We start from the raw sequence: 17746 nt of genomic DNA on the forward strand, positions 1-17746 counted from the left end.
CGTGTAGCCCTAGGCTCACAAATCCCCAGTTAAGGCGGGGTGGGTCGCCGAACTCTTGCGGATTTTCGGTTTCGCCTTCCTGTCTCCATGTCGTGACCGGTGCGTCCGCACTCCGAGGAACGTCAGATGCTGTGCTGTTCCCTCACGAGTAGTTGATCACGGAGATTTCTGTGCTCCGGCTCCCTGTCTATGGTGGTCTTGACCAGGTGGGTTGTGTGGAGCCGACTGGCGCTCGGGTTAGATGCGGCATCAGCTATGGGTTTGATGCAGCATTAGCTATGGGTTTGGTGCGGCATCAGCTATGGGTTTGATGCAGCATTAGCTATTGGTTTGGTGCGGCATTAGCTCCGAGTTTGGTGCAGCATTAGCGTTGGTTTGGTGCGCCAATAGCTATTAGTTTGGTGCTCGAACCCTGGGTGAACAAAACTTAGTGACCTGCGTAGATAGCTGTCACTGTCTTGCGGGTGCGCTCCTGGCTGGACGGCATCAGGTGCGCGTAGACGCGGAGCGTCAGACCAGGGTCGGAGTGGCCGAGGTACTCGGCGAGGGCCTTGATGTTCTCTCCGGCGTCCAGGAGCACAGAGGCGTAGAAGTGGCGGAGGGCGTGCATGCCGTTCCCGCGGGACTCGACGTACGGCTGTCCACGCTCGGGGAACGGGATCACCCCGGCGCCGGCCAGCGCCCGCTTCCACGCCTCCTCGTTGAGCGACGTGCGCCAGACATGACCCCCGCGCGGCCCGGTGAAGATCAGCCGCTTGGTCACCGGGGGACCGTCCGCAACCTTCCACGGCAAAGTGATCTCCACCGGCGGGAACTCCTGCATGTGCGCCCGGAGGGCGTCAGCGACCGGCCCTGGGAGCGGCACGTCCCGGAACTTTCCACCCTTCGGCGGGGCGAACACGGCCTTGCTGCGGCTCAGCTTGAGCTGCTGCACCACGTGCAGCGTGCTCGACTCGAAGTCGATCGCGTCGACGGCGACACCTAGGATCTCGCCTTGTCGGAGCCCGCAGCCGGCACCCAGGTCGACCATTGTTTGGAAGCGCTCAGGCATGGACGCGCGGACAGCGAAGACCCGTTCCGCCGTCCACGGGACTACGCGCTTCGTGTCGACGGTCGGCGGCCGGACCGAGCGAGCCGCACATGGGTTGCGGGGGAGATGCCCGTCATCCACGGCCGCGCTCAACGCAGCGCGCACGTTGGAGTAGATCGTCCGGGCGTAGGACCCCCGGATGCCGTTCTCTTGTAGCTGCCGCACCCAGTCGCGGATGTGACACGAGGGGACGGGAGGTGATCAAGAAGCGGGCCGCCGACGACGAGGGCGTCCCGCCCAGCCAACTCCGCCTCGCCTCGCCCTATGACCTCGACGCACGCTGGGCGGCCAAGGGCGAGGATCCGTGCTGACCCGAACAACAGCGAACTGCAACACCGTGACCAGGCATAACACCCCCGGAGACAGTCCCGGGGCACCCCGCACCCCGAACGCCTCGGCAAACGGCTCGTCCGCGAACACCTCCGCAAGCCGGTCCCGCGCCCGCATCGCCAGGCTCCCCTTCGGAAACGCAGCCCGCGCCACCAGCACGGTCTGCTCCGGGACCTCCGGCAGCCCCTTCGGCCGCATCGACATCCACACCACCCCCACGGCCGCACGACAGGACAACGACCGCACGAACGATCACCCCGCGCCCACCCTGGGGCCCCGCACAGAATTGCGCAGCAGAGTCAACAGCGGTGTCAAAGCCGGGCTGCACCAAGAGGTCCTGTCATGCCGTTGTACGCGTCCGCTCCTGCCACTGTCACCCCGATGGAAGAAGACAACTGCCCGTGTGTGGCCTGTCGCTGGGGGCACGGCACCCGCCATCCGGTCCGCCCGCGTCGCTACACCTCCGACACCACCGACGAACAGTGGCAGGTCATCGCGCAGGTACTGCCCTGGCCGGCGTGGCTGGACGGGTACGGCGGCCGTCCGGAGGAATACTGCCGCCGTCAGATCATCGACGCGATCTTCTACGTCGACGACAACGGCTGCAAGTGGCGCAACCTCCCCGCAGACTTCCCGCCCTGGCGCACGGTCCACGCGGTCTTCACCCGCTGGTACCAGGACGGCGACACCGACGCAATCCACAACGACCTGCGCGACCAGGTCCGCAAGGACGAAGGCAGGGAAGTGGACCCGACCGCCGCGATCATCGACTCGCAGTCCGTCCGGGCCGCGGAGACCGTCGGCGCCGACAGTCGCGGGTACGACGCGGGGAAGAAGGTGGCAGGCCGCAAACGCCACGTGATCACGGACTGTCTCGGTCTCCTGCTGGTCGTGATGGTCACCACCGCGAGCGTGCAGGACCGTGATGGAGCCCGTCCTGCCCTGCGTCACCTGCGCGAACTCTTCGAAACGATCACCCTGGTGTGGGCCGACGGCGGCTACGCGGGCAAGTTAGTCGACTGGGCCAAGGACAAGCTCCGGCTCACGCTGGAGATCGTCAAGCGCAGCGACGACGTCAAGGGCTTCGTCGTCCTGCCCCGCAGATGGGTCGTGGAGCGAACGTTGTCGTGGATCTTTCAGCGCCGACGCTGCGTCCGCGACTACGAGCGCTTACCCGAACATCATGAGGCCATGGTCAAGTGGTCCATGATCATGCTCATGAGCCGGAGACTGGCTCGCTCCACCACCGCCAAGCGGCCTAAATGATCAGATTGTTCACAGGCTCTTACGGAGGGCGTAGCGGGCCATGCGCTTCCTTCAAGGTCGCGTCCTCGGGGATACGTCGCAGCCGCTTGCTGCTTCAAAAATACGAGTATATGCTCCCATGTGTCGATGGGGCCTCTCCTGCTTCCCGGGAGGATTCATGCCCCGTACCCGTTTCCCGATCAGGCGGCCGTCCGCTGGGAGGCGCGAGGGCCGTGACCGGCGTGGCGCAGCGAGAGCTGCGGTCGCCGTCGCGCAGCAGGCGACCGGTGGGACCGGTCACCTGCTTCCGGGAGCGACGTGCCGGTTCGAGCCCTGTCCCCCAGAGCAGTGCGCAGGGTGCGGCTGTGATCCAAGTGAAGGAATCTTCTATGTCTGTCAAGAACAAGGTGCTCGCCGCGGCGGCGACGGTGACCATGGTTGCCGGCCTCGGCGCAGCGGGAACGCTCTCCGCGAACGCGGCCACCCCGGAGTGCGGCGACAGCTGCATCAAGATCTACAGCGCCAAGTTCGGCACGGCTGAGCAGCCCAACCTGGTCGAGACCGTGTATAAGGGGGTGGCGAGGGTCGGCCAGCCCACCGCGATGTACCCCGTCAGCACGTCCGACCCGGCCGGGGACATCGTCGGCCACCGCTTGAGCCCGGTGTCCGACTTCTACAAGGACGGCCTGGTGTCCGCCGAGGTGAACGAGCACTACGGCGACCAGAGCGCGGTGGAGGTCGAGTACGCGCCGCACGGCGTGCGCACCGGCCTGTGTGCGGGCCTGGCTCACACCGCGTACCAGGGCGAGGGCCTCACCCTGCAGAAGTGCGGCGTGTCCGCCAACACCGTCTGGATCATCGACATCCCGGATGCCTCCCAGGGTCACTTCCCGCTGGTCAGCGGCTCGACCACGGACTTTGCCCACCCCTACGCGATGACCGTCACGCACGATGCCTCCGGGTATGACGATGTCGCGACCGCGGTGCCCATGCAGCTCCGTGTCGCCAGGCTGATGGGCACCCCGTCCGACGTGCCCGACAGCCAGCTCTGGGGCGCGACGAAGTAGGAAGCCCTTCCTGCAGCCCTGAGGGCAGCACCATCCGATCGGAGCCGTGGAACCCGCACTCCCGCAACAGCAGACGGGCCGGCAGAAACCGGGTTCCCGACCTCGATCCTTCATGACGGTCCGCCGACGGAGTCGGCGGACCGTCTCAGTCGCGCGGCCTCGCGCCGAAGCTGCCTCAGTACCCGACCAGCTCGGAGGGGCTCGTGCCACCGCCCGCGTCCCCGCCCTTCAGCCGGCAGCCCGGCGGGGACGGCCATCGCAGACGCCTGGGTGCGTTACTCGCCGCCGGGGCCGCCGAGGTACCGCGACAGCACGGCCGCCTCCGCGCGAAGCAGCCTGGTGGAGGGCCCAGGGGACGCAAAAGATCCGGCTCTACCGAGCGCTCGGGCTGCAGACTCTGGTGCGCAATTCGGTTGAGCAGCGCGGACCTGCTGCGAAGGCCGCAACGGTCATGCTGTTGGCGCAGGTCACAGCCTGGGCACCGGGGCCGCTTCGGAATTGCGCACCAGAGTCGTCTTGGCTCCCAAAGCCCCTCCCCAGAGTGTTGCCCTTGGTGGCAGACGCACCATAGCCGCACTGAGGGTGTCCCCCTGAATCAGGACTCCGGGGAAGTTGCGTCCCGGGAGGCGCACCACGGCGTCGTTGCCGCCATCGGTGAACAGCTCAGCCTCTACTCGTTCCATCAGGGCCCCCGTCTCAGTGCCCGTCTCATTCAGCACCGTTCACGAGGGTTCAGGGCGGGACCGGAACCAGTGCCGGCTGTGCCGCTGACCCGGCGCGAACGCAGGTGAACAGCGTTGTACACAGCCCTCTGCTGCATCAACAGACTTGGAAAGCGTGCGCGGGGACCCGGTGTGGTTCACCCCGATGCAGCGTGGCCGAGGGCGGTGGGGGGTACAGCGAGGCATACGCGTGCGTGGTCGGTTGGTGCGCCCGCCGTCGTGGCTGACTGTCGTCGGCTGAGGTTCAGGCAGGGCATTGAAGGTGTCGGCCGTCAGTCGAGTACCCGAGGCTGGGCCGTCTCTGGGCCGTCCGAGGCCGCTCGACAGTGGCCAAGGACGACCAACGATGACCACCAGGCGCACGCGCCCACCGCTCCTGACCGGCAAAAACCCAGCTCCCCAAGATCCCCGGCAAGACCCAGGGCAAGAAGAAGTAGGTTTCGTGATCATGCCCCTGAGCTGCGCATACGGCGCGGCTCAGGGGCATTTTCGCGGCCTGGGACCACTCTGGGCCCTCAGCCCTCCGGGTCCTGCGGTCGGAGGGCCAGCCCGAGCGCCTTCCGGGCCCGGTCCCGGCTGCTCGGCATGAGGTGCGCGTACGCCTTCGGCGTCAGCCCCGCCACGGCGCCGACGTACTCCAGGCTGCGCGCGATCGGGCCACTCCATGTCCTCGAAACCGGTCCGCCGCCTGAGATCACGCCACCGGGGTCGCGGGCTCGTCGACCACGCTTGCGTCACCGCCGCGGATGGGGTTCACGATCCACGCGTTCAGCTCGTGCGGGGTGCCGAGCCTGATCGCGCTCACCTCGTCGAGCCGGGCGAACTGCTCCGGGGTCAGCGTCACGTCCAGCGCGCCCAGGTAGTCGTCGAGCTGCGCGACGCTGCGCGGGCCGATGATCGGCACGTACGCCGTGGCCGCCCGCGCGCCCTGCTGCCGCATCCAGGCAATGGCGACATGGGAGCCCGGCACGCCGAGCTCGGCCGCGATGTCGAGGACGGCGTCGACGATCGCGGTCTTCTGCGCGGTTTCCTCGAAGAACCCGACGGCCTTGAGGTCGCTGATCCGGCCGGAGGCGCCCTGGCGGTACTTGCCGGTCAGCAGACCGCCGCCGAGCGGGCTCCACAGCGTCGCGCCCAGGCCGAGCGCCTGCGCCATGGGCAGCAGCTCCCGCTCGGCGGTGCGGTCGACCAGGCTGTACTCGACCTGGATACCGGCGACCGGAGACCAGCCGCGCAGCTCGGCGATGGCGGCGGCGCGCGACACCCGCCAGGCCGGGAAGTTCGACAGCCCGAAATAGCGGATCTTTCCGGCGCTGACCAGGTCGTCCAGGCCGCGCAGGATCTCCTCCATCGGGGTCAGGCCGTCAGGGGCGTGCACCCAGTACATGTCCAGGTGATCGGTGTTCAGGCGGCGCAGGCTGGCCTCGAGGGCCTGGACCATGTTTCGGCGGTTGTTGCCGGTGTTGGAGACGGTCAGCGGCCCGACGCCGTTCATGCTGTACTTGCTCGTCAGCACGAAGTGGTCCCGGTCGGCGCCCAGGAACTCGCCGAGCAGCTGCTCGGATTCGCCGGCCTGGTAGTTATCGGCGGTATCGATGAGTGTGCCGCCGGCTTCGGCGAACCGGTCGAAGATCTTGCGGGCCTCGGCGGGCTCGGCACCGGGGCCCCAGCCGCCACCGGCGCGCCAGCCGGTGCCGAAATTGGCGGTGCCGAGGCCGTACTCGGACACGCGCAGGCCGTTGTTGCGCCCGAAGGTGGTGTATCGCATGGGTGGTCTCCCTAAGACGAGTAGGACGAGTAACTTGCGTTGTGTAGGCAAAGACGCGGTTCTTGGCGCCTATGAGGTGTGTCGGGTCAGCGGGGGACGGTCGCCATGTCAATCAGCGACAGCCACCCCGAGCGACGCGATATCGCAGGGCAGGCCCTGCGAGGCTCCGTCCTCGATGCCGGCAGTGCGCACGAGAGCGGGATCCCCGTTCCCGGCCGGCTCACGGGTCAGCGAGGTACGGTCACGACGATCTTGCCGACCTGGGATCCGGACTCGAGCCGACGGTGGGCCCCGACGATGTCCTCCAGTGGGAAGACGGTGTCGATGACCGGTCGCAGGGTCTCGCGGGCAAGGCCGTCAAGGACCCAGTCGACGGCGGCCTTGCGGCGTTCGACGTCGGTGGTGAGCTCGAAGACCTTGTACCCCCGGATGGTCAGGCTCTTGCCGATCAACCCCCACACCGGCAGCGTCGTGGCCTCGCTGCTCAGCGCTCCGTAGACGATCACGGTCCCACCGGGTGCGGCGGCCCCGATCAAGTCCGCCAGAGCAGGTCCTCCCACGGGGTCGAAGATGACGCGGGCGCCGTGGCCGTCGGTGAGCTCGTTCACGCGGGTGACCACGTCTTCCTCGCCCGTGACGACCACTGCCTCGGCGCCTTCGTCCAGGAGCCGCCGGCGCTTGGCGCTGCTGCGGGTCAGTGCCACGGGCCGGGCCCCCACGCTGCGGGCCACCTGGATCGCGGCCAGCCCGACGCTGCTGGAGGCGGCCGGGATGAGCACCGTGTCACCGGCCTTCAGGTCCGCGGTCTCGATGAGGGCGCCGTAGGCGGTCAGGTACTGCCCCCACAGGGCCGCGGCCTGCTCCCAGGACAGGGTGTCGGGGTGCTTGACCACCTCGGTGGCGGGCGCGATGGCCAGCTCGCCGTGGATGGGGTAGTTGATCGGCGTGTTGATCGGCGTGGGGATCATGCTGACGGCATCGCCGACGGTGAAACCTTCGACGCCTGGGCCGATGGCGTCGACCTCACCGGAGGCCTCCCATCCGATACCGGAGGGAAGCTCCACGAGGTGGTTGTTGCGGAACACCTCATCGGCTCGGTTCACCCCGAGAGCCCGGGTGCGGATGCGGATTTCGCCCGGTCCGGGTTCGCGGACCTCGACGTCGTCCAGGGTCAGGACCTCGGGGCCACCGGTGGCGTGAAATCGGACGATCTTGCTCATGTGAGTGGTCTTGCCTTTCAAGTCTGGGGATGGATGCGGCAGTTCAGGCTCGGCGGTCGGCCGTCACCCGGTGATCTCAGGTGACCTTGTCGAGCTCCGGTTGGTCGCTATTCCTGTCCGTCTGCGCAGTCGCCGTGCGGCGTCCCAGCGCCCCGGACAGGGCGACGAGCAGGCCGATGGCCGCGAGCACGGTGACGGTGATCATGGCGGGGGTGAAACCGGCGAGCAGGGTCTTGGGCCCGCTCTTGCCTTCGTTTCCTGCGGTGAGGACCGCGGTGACGATGGCGAGGCCGATCGCGCCGCCGATCTGCATGGAGGTGTTCAGCAGGCCGCCGGCCAGGCCTTGCTCGTGGTCAGGGATTCCCGAGGTGCCCTCGATCTGGAAGGGCGCGAACGCCAGCGTGAAGCCGATGCTGAGCAGGAGCATGCTGGGCAGCACACCTACGGCGTAGGGGTGGTCCCGGGCGATGGCCAGGAAGAGCGCGTAGGCGGCCACGTGCGCGATGACGCCGGCGATGATGCTGCGCGAGGTGCCGAATCGCGCGATCAGGTGCGGGATACGCGGCGAGGCGACGGTGACGATGGCGGCGGCGGGAAGGAAGCCGAACGCGGTCTGCAGCGCCGACCACTGCAGCACCTGCTGGAAGTACAGCGTCACCACGAACTGGAAGCCGACATAGGCGCCGAAGAACACCGACAGGCCCACGTTGGCACGCACCAGGGAGCTGGAGCGCAGGATGCCCAGACGGACCAGCGGCTGCGCGCCGCGCAGCTCGATCACCACGAAGGCGGCCAGCAGTGCGGCAGCGAGCCCGAACTCCACCAGCGTGCTCGCCGTGGTCCAGCCCTTCTGCGGCGCTTCGACCACGACGTAGACGAGCAGCAGCATTCCGGCGACCAGGGTGAGTGCGCCGGGCAGGTCGTAGCTGCCGACGGTGCGCGGGCCGTCCTTGGGCAGGGCGCGGATGGCCGCTGCCAGGGCGATCAGCGCCACGGGCACCGGCAGGAGGAATGTCCAGCGCCAGCCGACCTCGGTCAGTGCACCGGACAGCACCAGGCCCCCCGAGAAGCCGCTGGAACCGAAGAGCGTGTAGATCCCGATCGCCTTGTTGCGGGCCGGCCCCTCGGCGAACGTGGTCGTGATGATGGAAAACGCCGCGGGTGCGGTGAACGCCGCCGACACGCCCTTCAGGACACGGGCGACGATCAGAAGGGTCCCGTCGTCGACCAGGCCGCCGACCAGCGAGGTCACGGCGAAGACCGCGACCGCCGTCAGGAAGACGCGGCGGCGGCCGAGGATGTCGGCGGCGCGTCCGCCCAGCAGCAGAAAGCCGCCGTAGCCGAGGACGTAACCGCTGACGATCCACTGCAGTGCGCTTGTGGACAGGCCGAGGTCGGCCTGGATCGAGGGCAGGGCGACACCCACCATGTTCACGTCCAGCGCGTCGAGGAACCCGACGATCGAGACGGTGAGCAGGATTGCCCACAGCCGCGCGTTCCATGTGGGCGAGGACGTGGACAAGGGCGATGGAGCGGAAGGACTCATGCCGATAGGCTCACATGCTCGTATATAAAATGCAAGCGCATCTAATGCATGAACATTAAATGTGGGTGCATGCTACGTTGGCCGCATGGATGCTGGTGACGAGGGGCAACTGGTCAAGGAGTGGCACGATCTCGTGGTCCGGCATGCCGTCGTGCACCAGAGCCTCGAGCGCGAGTTGCAGGCACGGCACGGCATCGGCGTCAGCGAGTTCGAAGCGCTCGAAGCCCTCGCCTGCTCCGAGAACACCCAGTGCCGCGCCCAGGACCTCACCGACGTCGTGCACCTGAGCCAGAGCGCCGCAAGCCGGCTGATCGCCCGAATGGAACGCGAGGGCTTCCTCGAGCGCGCCCTATGCGAAGCCGACCGCCGCGGCATCCTCGTCGTCCTCACCGACGAGGGCCGCGAGCGTCATCTGGAGGCCCAACCCACACACCGCTCCGTGCTCGCCAGAACACTTCGAGAGACAGGCTGACCACCAGGGCCGACCGTCCAGCCAAAGGCTCAGGACGGGTAGGCACAGCTGAGCCCCCTCACCTGTCGGGAGGGGGCTCAGGTTCTGCTCGGTCAGCAGGACGCGGGCGGGATGCTCTGGTCGTACTGGAAGACGTTGTGCGGGTCGTACTTCGCCTTGATCCTGCGCAGCCGGTCGAAGTTGGATCCCCAGTAGGCGGTCTCCCAGTCCTGCACGCCGATGTTCGGCACGTTGACGTAGGCGCCGTCCACGTAGGGGCGCAGTGCCTGGCTGAATTCGGCGATCCAGGCCTGGGCCTGCGGGGTGAGCGGGTCGCAGATGCCCGGCTGGTCACTGCGCTTGCCCCAGCCGACGCCGGGCTCGGCGTAGAAGAGCGCGTCGCGGTGTGGGAACGCGGTGCCGCCGCGGGGGCTCTTCCTGACCGCCCCGCCGAATGCCTGAACGAAGAAGTTGCTGTCGTCCGTGGGGGCGTCCTTGATGAACGACGTGACCACGTCGATCGCCTTGGTCGGGAACGGCTTCTTGGCGAACTGTGAGTAGAACTTCCAGTTCGCGGGTTCGTCCTTGATCGGGATCTGGAATCCCGAATACACGTCGCCCCAGTTTCCTTCCTGCGTAGAAACCTGGGGGCTGTCGATCGACAGGATCGGGGCCAGCAGCTTTGTCGCCTCCGCGGGTGTTCCTTCCGCAAGGACCGCGAACAGCAGGATCTGGTTCCGGTGGATTTCGAGCTGAGTGCCGAGGCGGTTGTCGGTGTACGGCGCAGTGCGCTGGTAAGCCTCGAGGAGCCTGCTCAGGTCGTCGATTCCGTCCCACGTCGCCTGTACATACGCGACGCTCTTCAGCGGGGCCAGCTTGTAGGTGAGCGAGGTGACGATTCCGAAGTTGCCGTTGCCCGCTCCGCGCAGCGCCCAGAGCAGATCCGAGTTGTGGTTCAGATCAACCTTGATCACCTTGCCGCACTCGTCGCCCTTCGCGACGACGATCTCAGCGCCGATCAGGCTGTCGCAGGCCATGCCGAGCCAGCGCGTGAGGAAGCCGAACCCGCCGCCGAGCGTCGCTCCGGACAGACCCACGCTGCCTTCGGTCCCCGTCGTCACCGCGAAGTTGTGCTTCGCGAGCGTGGTCACCGCTTCCAGCTGGTTGAGACCGGAGCCGACCGTCGCGATGCGAGAGGCACTGTCGATGTGGACCGACTTCAGCTCACTGATGTCGATCACGAGGCCGCTGTCGACGTTCGACCAGCCCTCAAGGCTGTGGCGGCCGCTCCGGATCCGCAGTGCGACGTCGTTCTGCCGCGCCCACGTCAGGGCGTTCACCACGTCCTGGGTGTTCTGGGCGAAGACGATGACCAGCGGATAGTGGGAGAAGAGCTGGTCCCAGCCGAGACGCGCGTCCGTGTACCCGGGGTCGTTGGGGCGGACGATCCGGCCGGTCAGCTTTGCCGGCCCGCACTCCGCCCCATACCCATCGCCCCCGGATGCGCCGGTCACGGCGCTCGCACCGGGGGCTGCCGCGGCCGCGGCGCCCGACACGACGACCGCACCGGCACCGGCGACCGCCGTTGCCTTGAGCATTCCGCGACGGGAAAAGTCGTTCATGGTCCGTGTCCTCTCGACCGCCGGCAGACGCGAATCGGTCTTTTAGGAATGATTTAGGCGAAGTGGACGGTAGCAAGGACGGCCACGGTGGATCGTCTTGACACGCTCGCAACCACGGCCAAGGCGCCTGATGCCGTAGCTCTCCGCCTCGCGCGCCGGCCTCGCCCAGATGAATCCGTCAGTGCAGCGGCAAACCGGGGCGGCGCTTTGTGGCGCGCGGAGATCTGACGGACGAGCAGTGGGCGGTGCTGGAGTCGCTGTAGCCAAGGAACGACCACCGTTCGGTGGATCCGGAAATTGCTCACGCGAGTGAGACCTCGTCACGCCTGAGCCGTCACAGCTCGGTTGGCTGTCAATGCCCGGATGGGCATTTCCGAGTAAATCTTGATGTATATAAGATTCTCGGCTTATCGGCGTGGTTCATCTCGAACTTGGCATATCCGACATTACGTTGTCGCCGTTGATCAGCGACGTCGAAAGGAATGCCATGGCTCCCGAGCCCGATCACGGCCGTCAGTCGGCCGCGAAGTCAGTGCTCCCACGCCTGAAGTCCCGTGTTGGCGGACGCCAGGGACGGCTGCGGGCCGCCGTCGTGGCTGGTGCCCTGCTCGCCGGACTGAGTCCGGTGGTGGCCGGTGCGCCACCGGCCGCCGCCGCGACAGGGCACAAGGACGATCCGACGCAGTACTGGAACAAGGTCCTGCTCCAGACGTTTCGCAATGCGCGGGGCTGGGACGCCTCGCCCGGCAAACTCTCCAGGTCCGGGGCGATCGTCTTCGCGGCGATCTACAACGCGGAGAGCGCCTATCAGTACACGTACGGAACCCTGAAGTACGAGCCGTACCTCAATCGGCCGCTGAAGTATGCCGACAAACACTCGCGGCCGCGACCGGACGAGGAGGAGCGGCTGATCGACCGCACGGCGTACCGGATCATCTCGCAGCTGTACCCGGGCGATCAGGCCTACATCGACGCCAAGTACAAAGCCCGGACCGGCCGCTCCCCCCACTCCTACGACCCCCTCGACCGCCTGGTCGTCGACCCGGTGGTGAGGCAGATCAACAAGGCCCGGGCGGGCGACGGTTCGGACAACCCGAAGACCTACAGCCGCGACACCACCACACCTGGTGCCTGGCGGCCGACGGGTGAAGCGGCCGGCGGGGGTGAAGGGGACTGCAAGCAGCCGAGCGACGCGGTGACCCCGAACTGGGGCAAGGTGAGGCCGTTCGTGCTCCGCTCCGGCTCGCAGTTCCGGCCCCCCACTCTGCGAGGCTTCACGTCCTACGCCGATCTGGTGGCCAGCCCGGAGTACGCGAGCCAGCGCGACGAGGTGCGACGGGTCGGTGCCGTCGACTCCACCGAGCGCACCCACAATCAGACCGTCGTCGCCTGGTTCTGGGACCATGACCTGAACGGCACCTACCACCCCCCGGGGCAACTGCTCGAGCTGACCGGGACCGTCGCCAAGAAGTTCAAGCTCGACACGTACGAGACCACCCACCTGTTCGCGCTGTCGGCACTGTCGTTGGCGGATGCCGGGATCGCGGCCTGGGACAGCAAGTTCGACTCCCCGATCAACCTGTGGCGCCCGGTGTCCGCGATCCGGGCGACGGGCGGCGCGAACGCGAACTGGGAGCCTCTCAGCGCGGACCGCTCAGGGGCGCCGTTCACCCCGTGCTTCCCCGCCTGGACCTCCGGGCATGCCAACTTCACGGCTGCGTGGGCAGCCGCGATGAAGCACTTCTTCGGCCGTGACAACGTCTCGTTCACCGCACATTCCGAGGACCCGCACACACTCAAGGCGTACCGCCAGTTGAGCAGCTTCAGCCAGGTCGCCCAGGAGGGCGAGTTCAGCCGACTCTGGCTGGGCGTGCACTTCCGCTGGGACGCCGAGGACGGGAGGGCGATCGGTACCAACGTCGGCGACTACGTGTTCGCCAACGCGCTGCGGCCGACACGACAGGGCCATCCCCACGGGTACTGAAACGACACCGTGCTGGAACTCCGCGGCACCGCCCGCAGCGTGGTGTGCACGAAGTGCCACGCTCGCGGGCCCATGGAGGACGCCCTCGCGGTGCTGGATGAGGTCTGTCCAAGCCGGACTCCAGGCACGGCGGGTCGTCCTTGCCGTCCTCGACGCGGCCGGTAGGGCTGCGGCGAGGCAAACGCCGGCCTGATCGGTCGACACGCCCGTCATCGTGACTGACTGTCATGGGCTGAGGCTCAGACCTCCAAGACCGAGCCTCAGCCCAGGAGGGTGGCAGAGCGAACGGGTCGTGCCGGACCAGCGACAGCAGGTGCGTCGCTGACGGCAGGTGCGTCGCCGACGGCGGACGCGGATGCCGAGGACGATCAGCGGTGCTCCGCCGGGAAGCCGCACAGGTGGCGCCTCCGCGGCCGCTCAGGCGGTGGTGGCAGGGGTGTGGAAGTAATGACCCTTGTCCAGGTCCTCGAGGAGACCGGGGTGGGTCGGCTGCCAGCCCAGCAGTTCGCGGGTCAGGGTGTTCGACACCGGGGTGTCGAGGCCGATGAAGGCGCCGAGCCAGGTGAAGTGCTCGGCCGCGGCCTCGGGGGCCACGGAGGTCACCGGGACGTCGAGGTGACGGCCGATCACCTCGGCGACGTCGCCGATCGGGACGCCCTCCTCTGCGACGCCGTGCAGTACTGATCCCGCCGGGGCCTTCTCGACCGCCAGGCGGAACAGCTGTGCGGCGTCGAGGCGGTGGACGGCCGGCCAGCGGTTGGCGCCGTCGCCGAGGTGGCCGGAGACACCCCTGGCTCGGGCGATGGCGACCAGGGTCGCCATGAAGCCGTTGTCTCCGTCGCCGTGGCAGGTCGGAGACAGTCGCACCACGGACGAGCGCACGCCGCGCGAGGCGAGTGCGAGCACCGCCGCGGCGGTGGCCGATCGGATCGAGACCGGTGAGCCGTCGATCGTGGGCATGTCCCGCTCGGTCGCCACCCGCCCGAGCGCGAGGCCGACCACGCCGGAGGCTATGACGAAGGGGCGGTCGGTACCGGCGAGCGCGTCACCGAACGTGTCGACGGCGCGGCGATCGGCCTCGGCAGCGCCTTGGAAGTCGCCGGTGAAGGCGATGTCGTGCTTGAAGGCGAGATGGATCACCCCGTCCGACGCGGCAGCTGTGCTCCCCAGGACGTCGAGGTCGTCAACGGTGCCGCGGACCACGTCCGCCCCGGCGGCGGTGAGGGCGGCGGCGGAGGCGTCGGAGCGGGCGAGCCCGACAACCTGGTGCCCCGAGCCGATGAGCTCGGGAACGACGGCGGATCCGATCCAGCCGGAAGCGCCGGTCACAAAGATGCGCATGGGAGGAACCCCAAACTGTCGATGTCAGTTACTGTCATCGACCGTAACACCTGATGTCAGTTACTGTCATCGCGTAGGATCTGCGCATGGGTAGATGGGAGCCGAACGCGCGCGGACGCCTGGCGGAAGCGGCGTTGGAGCTCTATGGAGAACGCGGCTACGAACAGACCACGGTGGCGGAGATCGCCAAACGGGCCGGCCTCACCGAGCGGACCTTCTTCCGGCACTACGCCGACAAGCGCGAGGTGCTGTTCGACGGATCGGTCGCGTTGCAGGAGCTGTTCGTGAAGGCAGTCACCGAGGCACCGGAGTCCGCGGCGCCGATCGACGCGATAGCGGCGGGGCTCGAGGCGGTCTCCAAGGTGTTCGTCGGCCGCCGCGAGCACTCCCGGCAGCGCCAGGCCGTCATCGTGGCGAACGCGGAACTCCAGGAGCGCGAGCTGATCAAGCTCGCCTCGATGTCGGCCGGGCTCGCCGACGCCCTGCGCCGACGCGGCGTCGCGGAGCCGGCCGCGAGCCTGACTGCCGAGGCGGGGCTCGCCGTCTTCAAGGTCGGCTTCGAGCTCTGGATCGCGGCGTCCGAGGAACGCGAGATGGCGCAGGTGATGCGGGAATCGCTGGACGAGCTCAAGGCCGTGACCGCGAGCGGCTAGACGGGCGGACCGGTGGTCAGGACTGGCGTTGCTGCCGGTGGTGTCCGGCCGTGGCGGGATCGGTCGTTGGTACCTGGGTCGACCGCTCCCGTGCTCACGGAGATCTGCGGGGCCGCGCTTCGCACCCCCGGTTCCAAACCCTTTGATGAGTCGAGTTCCGGCAGCGATGATGCACGGGTTGTCGAGAATCTGGGGGCTCGGTGAGTTTGGGGACGGTAGCGGTAACAGGCGCGGCGGGGAACATCGGTGGCCTGGTACGAGAGGCGCTGCGGGGCGAGGCGGCGCGGTTGATCCTGCTCGACCGTGTGCCGCTTCGGCCGGAGGCTGAGAACGAGGACCTGCACACCGTGGACCTGCGGGACGCGGCCGCCGTAGAGGCAGCGCTCGCGGGGGCCGACAGCGTGCTGCATCTGGGCGGTGTGCCGGACGAGGCGCCTCTTCCGGACCTGCTCGAAGTCAACGTGCTCGGCACCCACCACGTCCTGGAGGCGGCGCGGCGCACAGGAATCGAGCGGGTGGTGCTGGCCGGCAGCAACCGCGTGACCGGCTTCTACCCGGCCGCGCACCTCACCGGTCCGCAGGAACCGGCACGTCCCGACGGCCTCTACGGGGTCAGCAAGGCGGCCGTCGAGGCCCTCGGGCGGCTGTACTCCGACAAGTTCGGACTGTCCGTGATCTGCCTGCGGATCGGCAGCTTCGAGCATGTGCCCACCGAACCACGGCATCTGGCGACCTGGTTGAGCCCGCGCGACACCGTCGGCTACATCCGGGCCGCGCTGACCGCTCCTCGGTCCACCCGCTTCGCCACGGCATACGCCGTTTCCGCCAACACCCGCCGCTTCTGGGAGCTCCCCGAACCGGCGGTACTCGACTACGCCCCCGTCGACGATGCCGAACTCCACGCCGGAGACATCCCGGGAGCCGACCTTCCGGCCGACCCGGACGCTCCCCAAGCCGGCGTCTACGCCTTGCCCGAGTTCACCCTCAGGCACCTCCGCCCCTGACCCACCCGCCGATCGCCAGGGCGCACCCGCTGAGCACCCGGCGGCCGTCAGTCGGTGGCCGTCATGCCGTCAGCCGGTGGCCGTCATATGGACAGGGGCACCGGATGGACCTCGTCCGTCGGGTGGCCGGAGCGTTCGTGGATGCGTTGGACCGCTTCGGCCGAGGGGGCCTCGGAGAGGCAATACACAATGCCGGACTGCGGGTCCGCCCAGGCCCGCTCGAAGTGCACGCCCTCTTCCTTCTCGATGGCGAGGTCGGCCTTGTGCGCCTCCATCAGCTGGTCGGCCGTGATGCCCTTCATTCCGTGGTGGACGTCCATGAACTGCGTCATGGCCTCTCCACCTCCTTCCGCGTCGGCTCACTCGCCCTGTTCCGTCTTCTCCATGCTGCGCCCGTACGGCGGCGGCGGCGAACTCGGAGTCACCGGTACATGAACCGGTACACGGACCGGCACATGGAAGGGCCCCGCCGTGATGACGACGGGGCCCTTCTGTTGCGCTTGTGCGATCAGCCGCACTGGCAAGGATTGCCGGACTGACATCCGCACCCGCAGCCGGAGCCGCAACCGCAGGCGCCGAACAAGGGGAGGCTTTTGATGTCGGTGGGCTGCTCGGTGTCGAGGTCCTGCGTCGGGTCGGGCGTGCTGGGGGATTCGGCCATGGGTCCCTCCTTCAGGCACGAAGGTGTGCGAGGCACACTGCACCGCACAGCTCCTGTCGCCCATTTGATGCCCACCGAGGCAGGGGTATCAACGGCGCACACTCGGCGCACTGAGGCTTTCGCGCGCCCCCAGAGCGGGGATCAGGCCCCCTCCACCCCCGTCACCGGCTGGATGTCCGCCTGCAGCTCGTCCGCGTGCTCGCCCGTCACCAGGAACACGACGCGCTTGGCGACCGCCACCGCGTGGTCCGCGAAGCGCTCGTAGTAGCGGCCGAGGAGGGTGACGTCGACGGCCGTCTCGATGCCGTGCTTCCAGCGGTCGTCCAGCAGGTGCTGGAAGAGCGTGCGGTGCAGCAGGTCCATCTCGTCGTCGTCCTGCTCCAGCTGCAGGGCGAGGTCGACGTCCTTGGTGATGACGACCTCGGCCGCCTTGGCCATCAGGCGCTGGGCGAGCTGGCCCATCTCCAGGATCGTGGCGTGCAGGTCGTGGGGGACCGCGCGCTCGGGGAAGCGCAGCCGGGCCAGCTTCGCGACGTGCTGGGCCAGGTCGCCGGAGCGCTCCAGGTCGGCGGACATACGGAGCGAGGTGACGACGATACGGAGGTCCGTCGCCACCGGCTGCTGGCGGGCCAGCAGGGCTATCGCCCGGGCCTCCAGTTCGTGCTGAAGATCATCGACCTTCTGGTCGGCCGCGATGACGCTCTCGGCCAGCTTCAGGTCGCCGTCGAGGATGGCCGTCGTGGCGCGTCCGATCGCCGACCCGACAAGCCGGGCCATCTCGACCAGGCCCTCGCCGATCGAGTCCAGTTCCTCGTGGTACGCGTCCCGCATCAGGTGGTCCCTCTCTTACGTCAGCTTCGGGGGTTCCGGGGGCCGGGTCCCGCCCTGACCATTGGACATGGACCAATGGACATGACCACCGGACATGAGCTCCGGACAGGCCCGTGAACCCCACGCTCCCACGTTCCGGCCCGTACGCGTCCGTTTCCGTCACCCCAAATGAACCATCCCTAGCTCCTAGGTGAACTCTGGGCGACGAGTG

16 protein-coding genes and 3 pseudogenes are annotated in these 17746 nt (G+C 68.0%); 7 read left to right on the forward strand and 12 right to left on the reverse strand.

Annotated elements, in window-relative coordinates:
- Window positions 1–427 precede the first annotated feature (427 nt).
- Window positions 428–1270: pseudogene (locus IEY95_RS12875) on the reverse strand (tyrosine-type recombinase/integrase); the annotation flags it as partial.
- Between the two features lie 144 nt (window positions 1271–1414).
- A pseudogene (locus IEY95_RS48890) lies at window positions 1415–1624 on the reverse strand (IS1182 family transposase); the annotation flags it as partial.
- A gap of 177 nt (window positions 1625–1801) precedes the next feature.
- Here IEY95_RS48890 and IEY95_RS12880 point away from each other — a divergent pair.
- Together IEY95_RS12880 and IEY95_RS12885 are read left to right on the forward strand one after the other, a co-directional pair.
- Window positions 1802–2686 carry an IS5 family transposase gene (locus IEY95_RS12880; RefSeq protein WP_229702864.1) on the forward strand — a complete coding sequence of 295 codons (885 nt, stop codon included), beginning with the start codon at window positions 1802–1804 and terminating at the stop codon, window positions 2684–2686.
- Between the two features lie 368 nt (window positions 2687–3054).
- The gene (locus IEY95_RS12885; protein WP_189186119.1) at window positions 3055–3732 is read left to right on the forward strand and encodes a hypothetical protein; all 678 of its coding nucleotides are present in this window, start codon (window positions 3055–3057) and stop codon (window positions 3730–3732) included.
- Between the two features lie 467 nt (window positions 3733–4199).
- On the opposite strand, the gene IEY95_RS50615 is transcribed toward IEY95_RS12885, so the two are convergent.
- The 5 genes from IEY95_RS50615 to IEY95_RS12905 all read right to left on the reverse strand — a co-directional run bounded on the left by IEY95_RS50615 (window position 4200) and on the right by IEY95_RS12905 (window position 8988).
- A complete protein-coding gene (locus tag IEY95_RS50615) occupies window positions 4200–4415 on the reverse strand; it encodes a DUF6959 family protein (protein WP_373294465.1) in 216 nt (71 codons plus the stop codon).
- Between the two features lie 554 nt (window positions 4416–4969).
- Window positions 4970–5152, reverse strand: a complete 183-nt coding sequence (locus IEY95_RS12890) for a hypothetical protein (RefSeq protein ID WP_189186526.1) — start codon at window positions 5150–5152, stop codon at window positions 4970–4972.
- Entirely contained in the window at window positions 5149–6222 is a 1074-nt protein-coding gene (locus IEY95_RS12895; RefSeq protein WP_189186120.1) for an aldo/keto reductase, read from the reverse strand. Before IEY95_RS12895 ends, IEY95_RS12890 begins: the two co-directional genes overlap by 4 nt.
- 227 nt (window positions 6223–6449) lie before the next feature.
- Entirely contained in the window at window positions 6450–7442 is a 993-nt protein-coding gene (locus tag IEY95_RS12900) for a zinc-dependent alcohol dehydrogenase family protein (RefSeq protein WP_189186121.1), read from the reverse strand.
- 76 nt (window positions 7443–7518) lie between these two features.
- Window positions 7519–8988, reverse strand: a complete 1470-nt coding sequence (locus tag IEY95_RS12905) for an MFS transporter (RefSeq protein ID WP_189186122.1) — start codon at window positions 8986–8988, stop codon at window positions 7519–7521.
- Between the two features lie 85 nt (window positions 8989–9073).
- On the opposite strand from IEY95_RS12905, the gene IEY95_RS12910 reads away from it, so the two are divergent.
- Window positions 9074–9460: a MarR family winged helix-turn-helix transcriptional regulator gene (locus IEY95_RS12910; RefSeq protein ID WP_189186123.1), complete on the forward strand. Its 387-nt coding sequence runs from the start codon at window positions 9074–9076 to the stop codon at window positions 9458–9460.
- Between the two features lie 92 nt (window positions 9461–9552).
- On the opposite strand, the gene IEY95_RS12915 is transcribed toward IEY95_RS12910, so the two are convergent.
- Window positions 9553–11061, reverse strand: a complete 1509-nt coding sequence (locus IEY95_RS12915) for an FAD-binding oxidoreductase (protein WP_189186124.1) — start codon at window positions 11059–11061, stop codon at window positions 9553–9555.
- Window positions 11062–11548: 487 nt separating this feature from the next.
- On the opposite strand from IEY95_RS12915, the gene IEY95_RS12920 reads away from it, so the two are divergent.
- Window positions 11549–13045 carry a vanadium-dependent haloperoxidase gene (locus tag IEY95_RS12920; protein WP_189186125.1) on the forward strand — a complete coding sequence of 499 codons (1497 nt, stop codon included), beginning with the start codon at window positions 11549–11551 and terminating at the stop codon, window positions 13043–13045.
- Window positions 13046–13054: 9 nt separating this feature from the next.
- Window positions 13055–13141, forward strand: a pseudogene (locus tag IEY95_RS48895) (NAD-dependent deacetylase); the annotation flags it as partial.
- A gap of 321 nt (window positions 13142–13462) precedes the next feature.
- Here IEY95_RS48895 and IEY95_RS12925 read toward each other — a convergent pair.
- Window positions 13463–14386 (reverse strand): SDR family oxidoreductase, encoded by a 924-nt coding sequence (locus IEY95_RS12925; protein WP_189186126.1) that lies wholly within the window; start codon window positions 14384–14386, stop codon window positions 13463–13465.
- Between the two features lie 86 nt (window positions 14387–14472).
- Between IEY95_RS12925 and IEY95_RS12930 the strand changes: the two genes are divergently transcribed.
- Together IEY95_RS12930 and IEY95_RS12935 are read left to right on the forward strand one after the other, a co-directional pair.
- The gene (locus tag IEY95_RS12930; protein ID WP_189186127.1) at window positions 14473–15039 is read left to right on the forward strand and encodes a TetR/AcrR family transcriptional regulator; all 567 of its coding nucleotides are present in this window, start codon (window positions 14473–14475) and stop codon (window positions 15037–15039) included.
- Between the two features lie 200 nt (window positions 15040–15239).
- Window positions 15240–16043: an NAD-dependent epimerase/dehydratase family protein gene (locus IEY95_RS12935; RefSeq protein WP_189186128.1), complete on the forward strand. Its 804-nt coding sequence runs from the start codon at window positions 15240–15242 to the stop codon at window positions 16041–16043.
- Window positions 16044–16126: 83 nt separating this feature from the next.
- Here the strand turns inward: IEY95_RS12935 and IEY95_RS12940 are convergent, their stop codons facing one another.
- From IEY95_RS12940 to phoU, 3 genes are all read right to left on the reverse strand, one after another.
- Complete coding sequence (locus tag IEY95_RS12940) at window positions 16127–16375, reverse strand: SCO4226 family nickel-binding protein (RefSeq protein ID WP_189186129.1); 249 nt, start codon at window positions 16373–16375, stop codon at window positions 16127–16129.
- A gap of 176 nt (window positions 16376–16551) precedes the next feature.
- On the reverse strand, window positions 16552–16704 hold the full coding sequence (locus IEY95_RS12945) for a hypothetical protein (protein ID WP_189186130.1): 153 nt from the start codon (window positions 16702–16704) through the stop codon (window positions 16552–16554).
- Between the two features lie 141 nt (window positions 16705–16845).
- Complete coding sequence (gene phoU / locus IEY95_RS12950) at window positions 16846–17535, reverse strand: phosphate signaling complex protein PhoU (RefSeq protein WP_189186131.1); 690 nt, start codon at window positions 17533–17535, stop codon at window positions 16846–16848.
- Between the last annotated feature and the right edge of the window lie 211 nt (window positions 17536–17746).

This window comes from Streptomyces albiflavescens (assembly GCF_014645835.1).
Classification (GTDB): domain Bacteria; phylum Actinomycetota; class Actinomycetes; order Streptomycetales; family Streptomycetaceae; genus Streptomyces; species Streptomyces albiflavescens.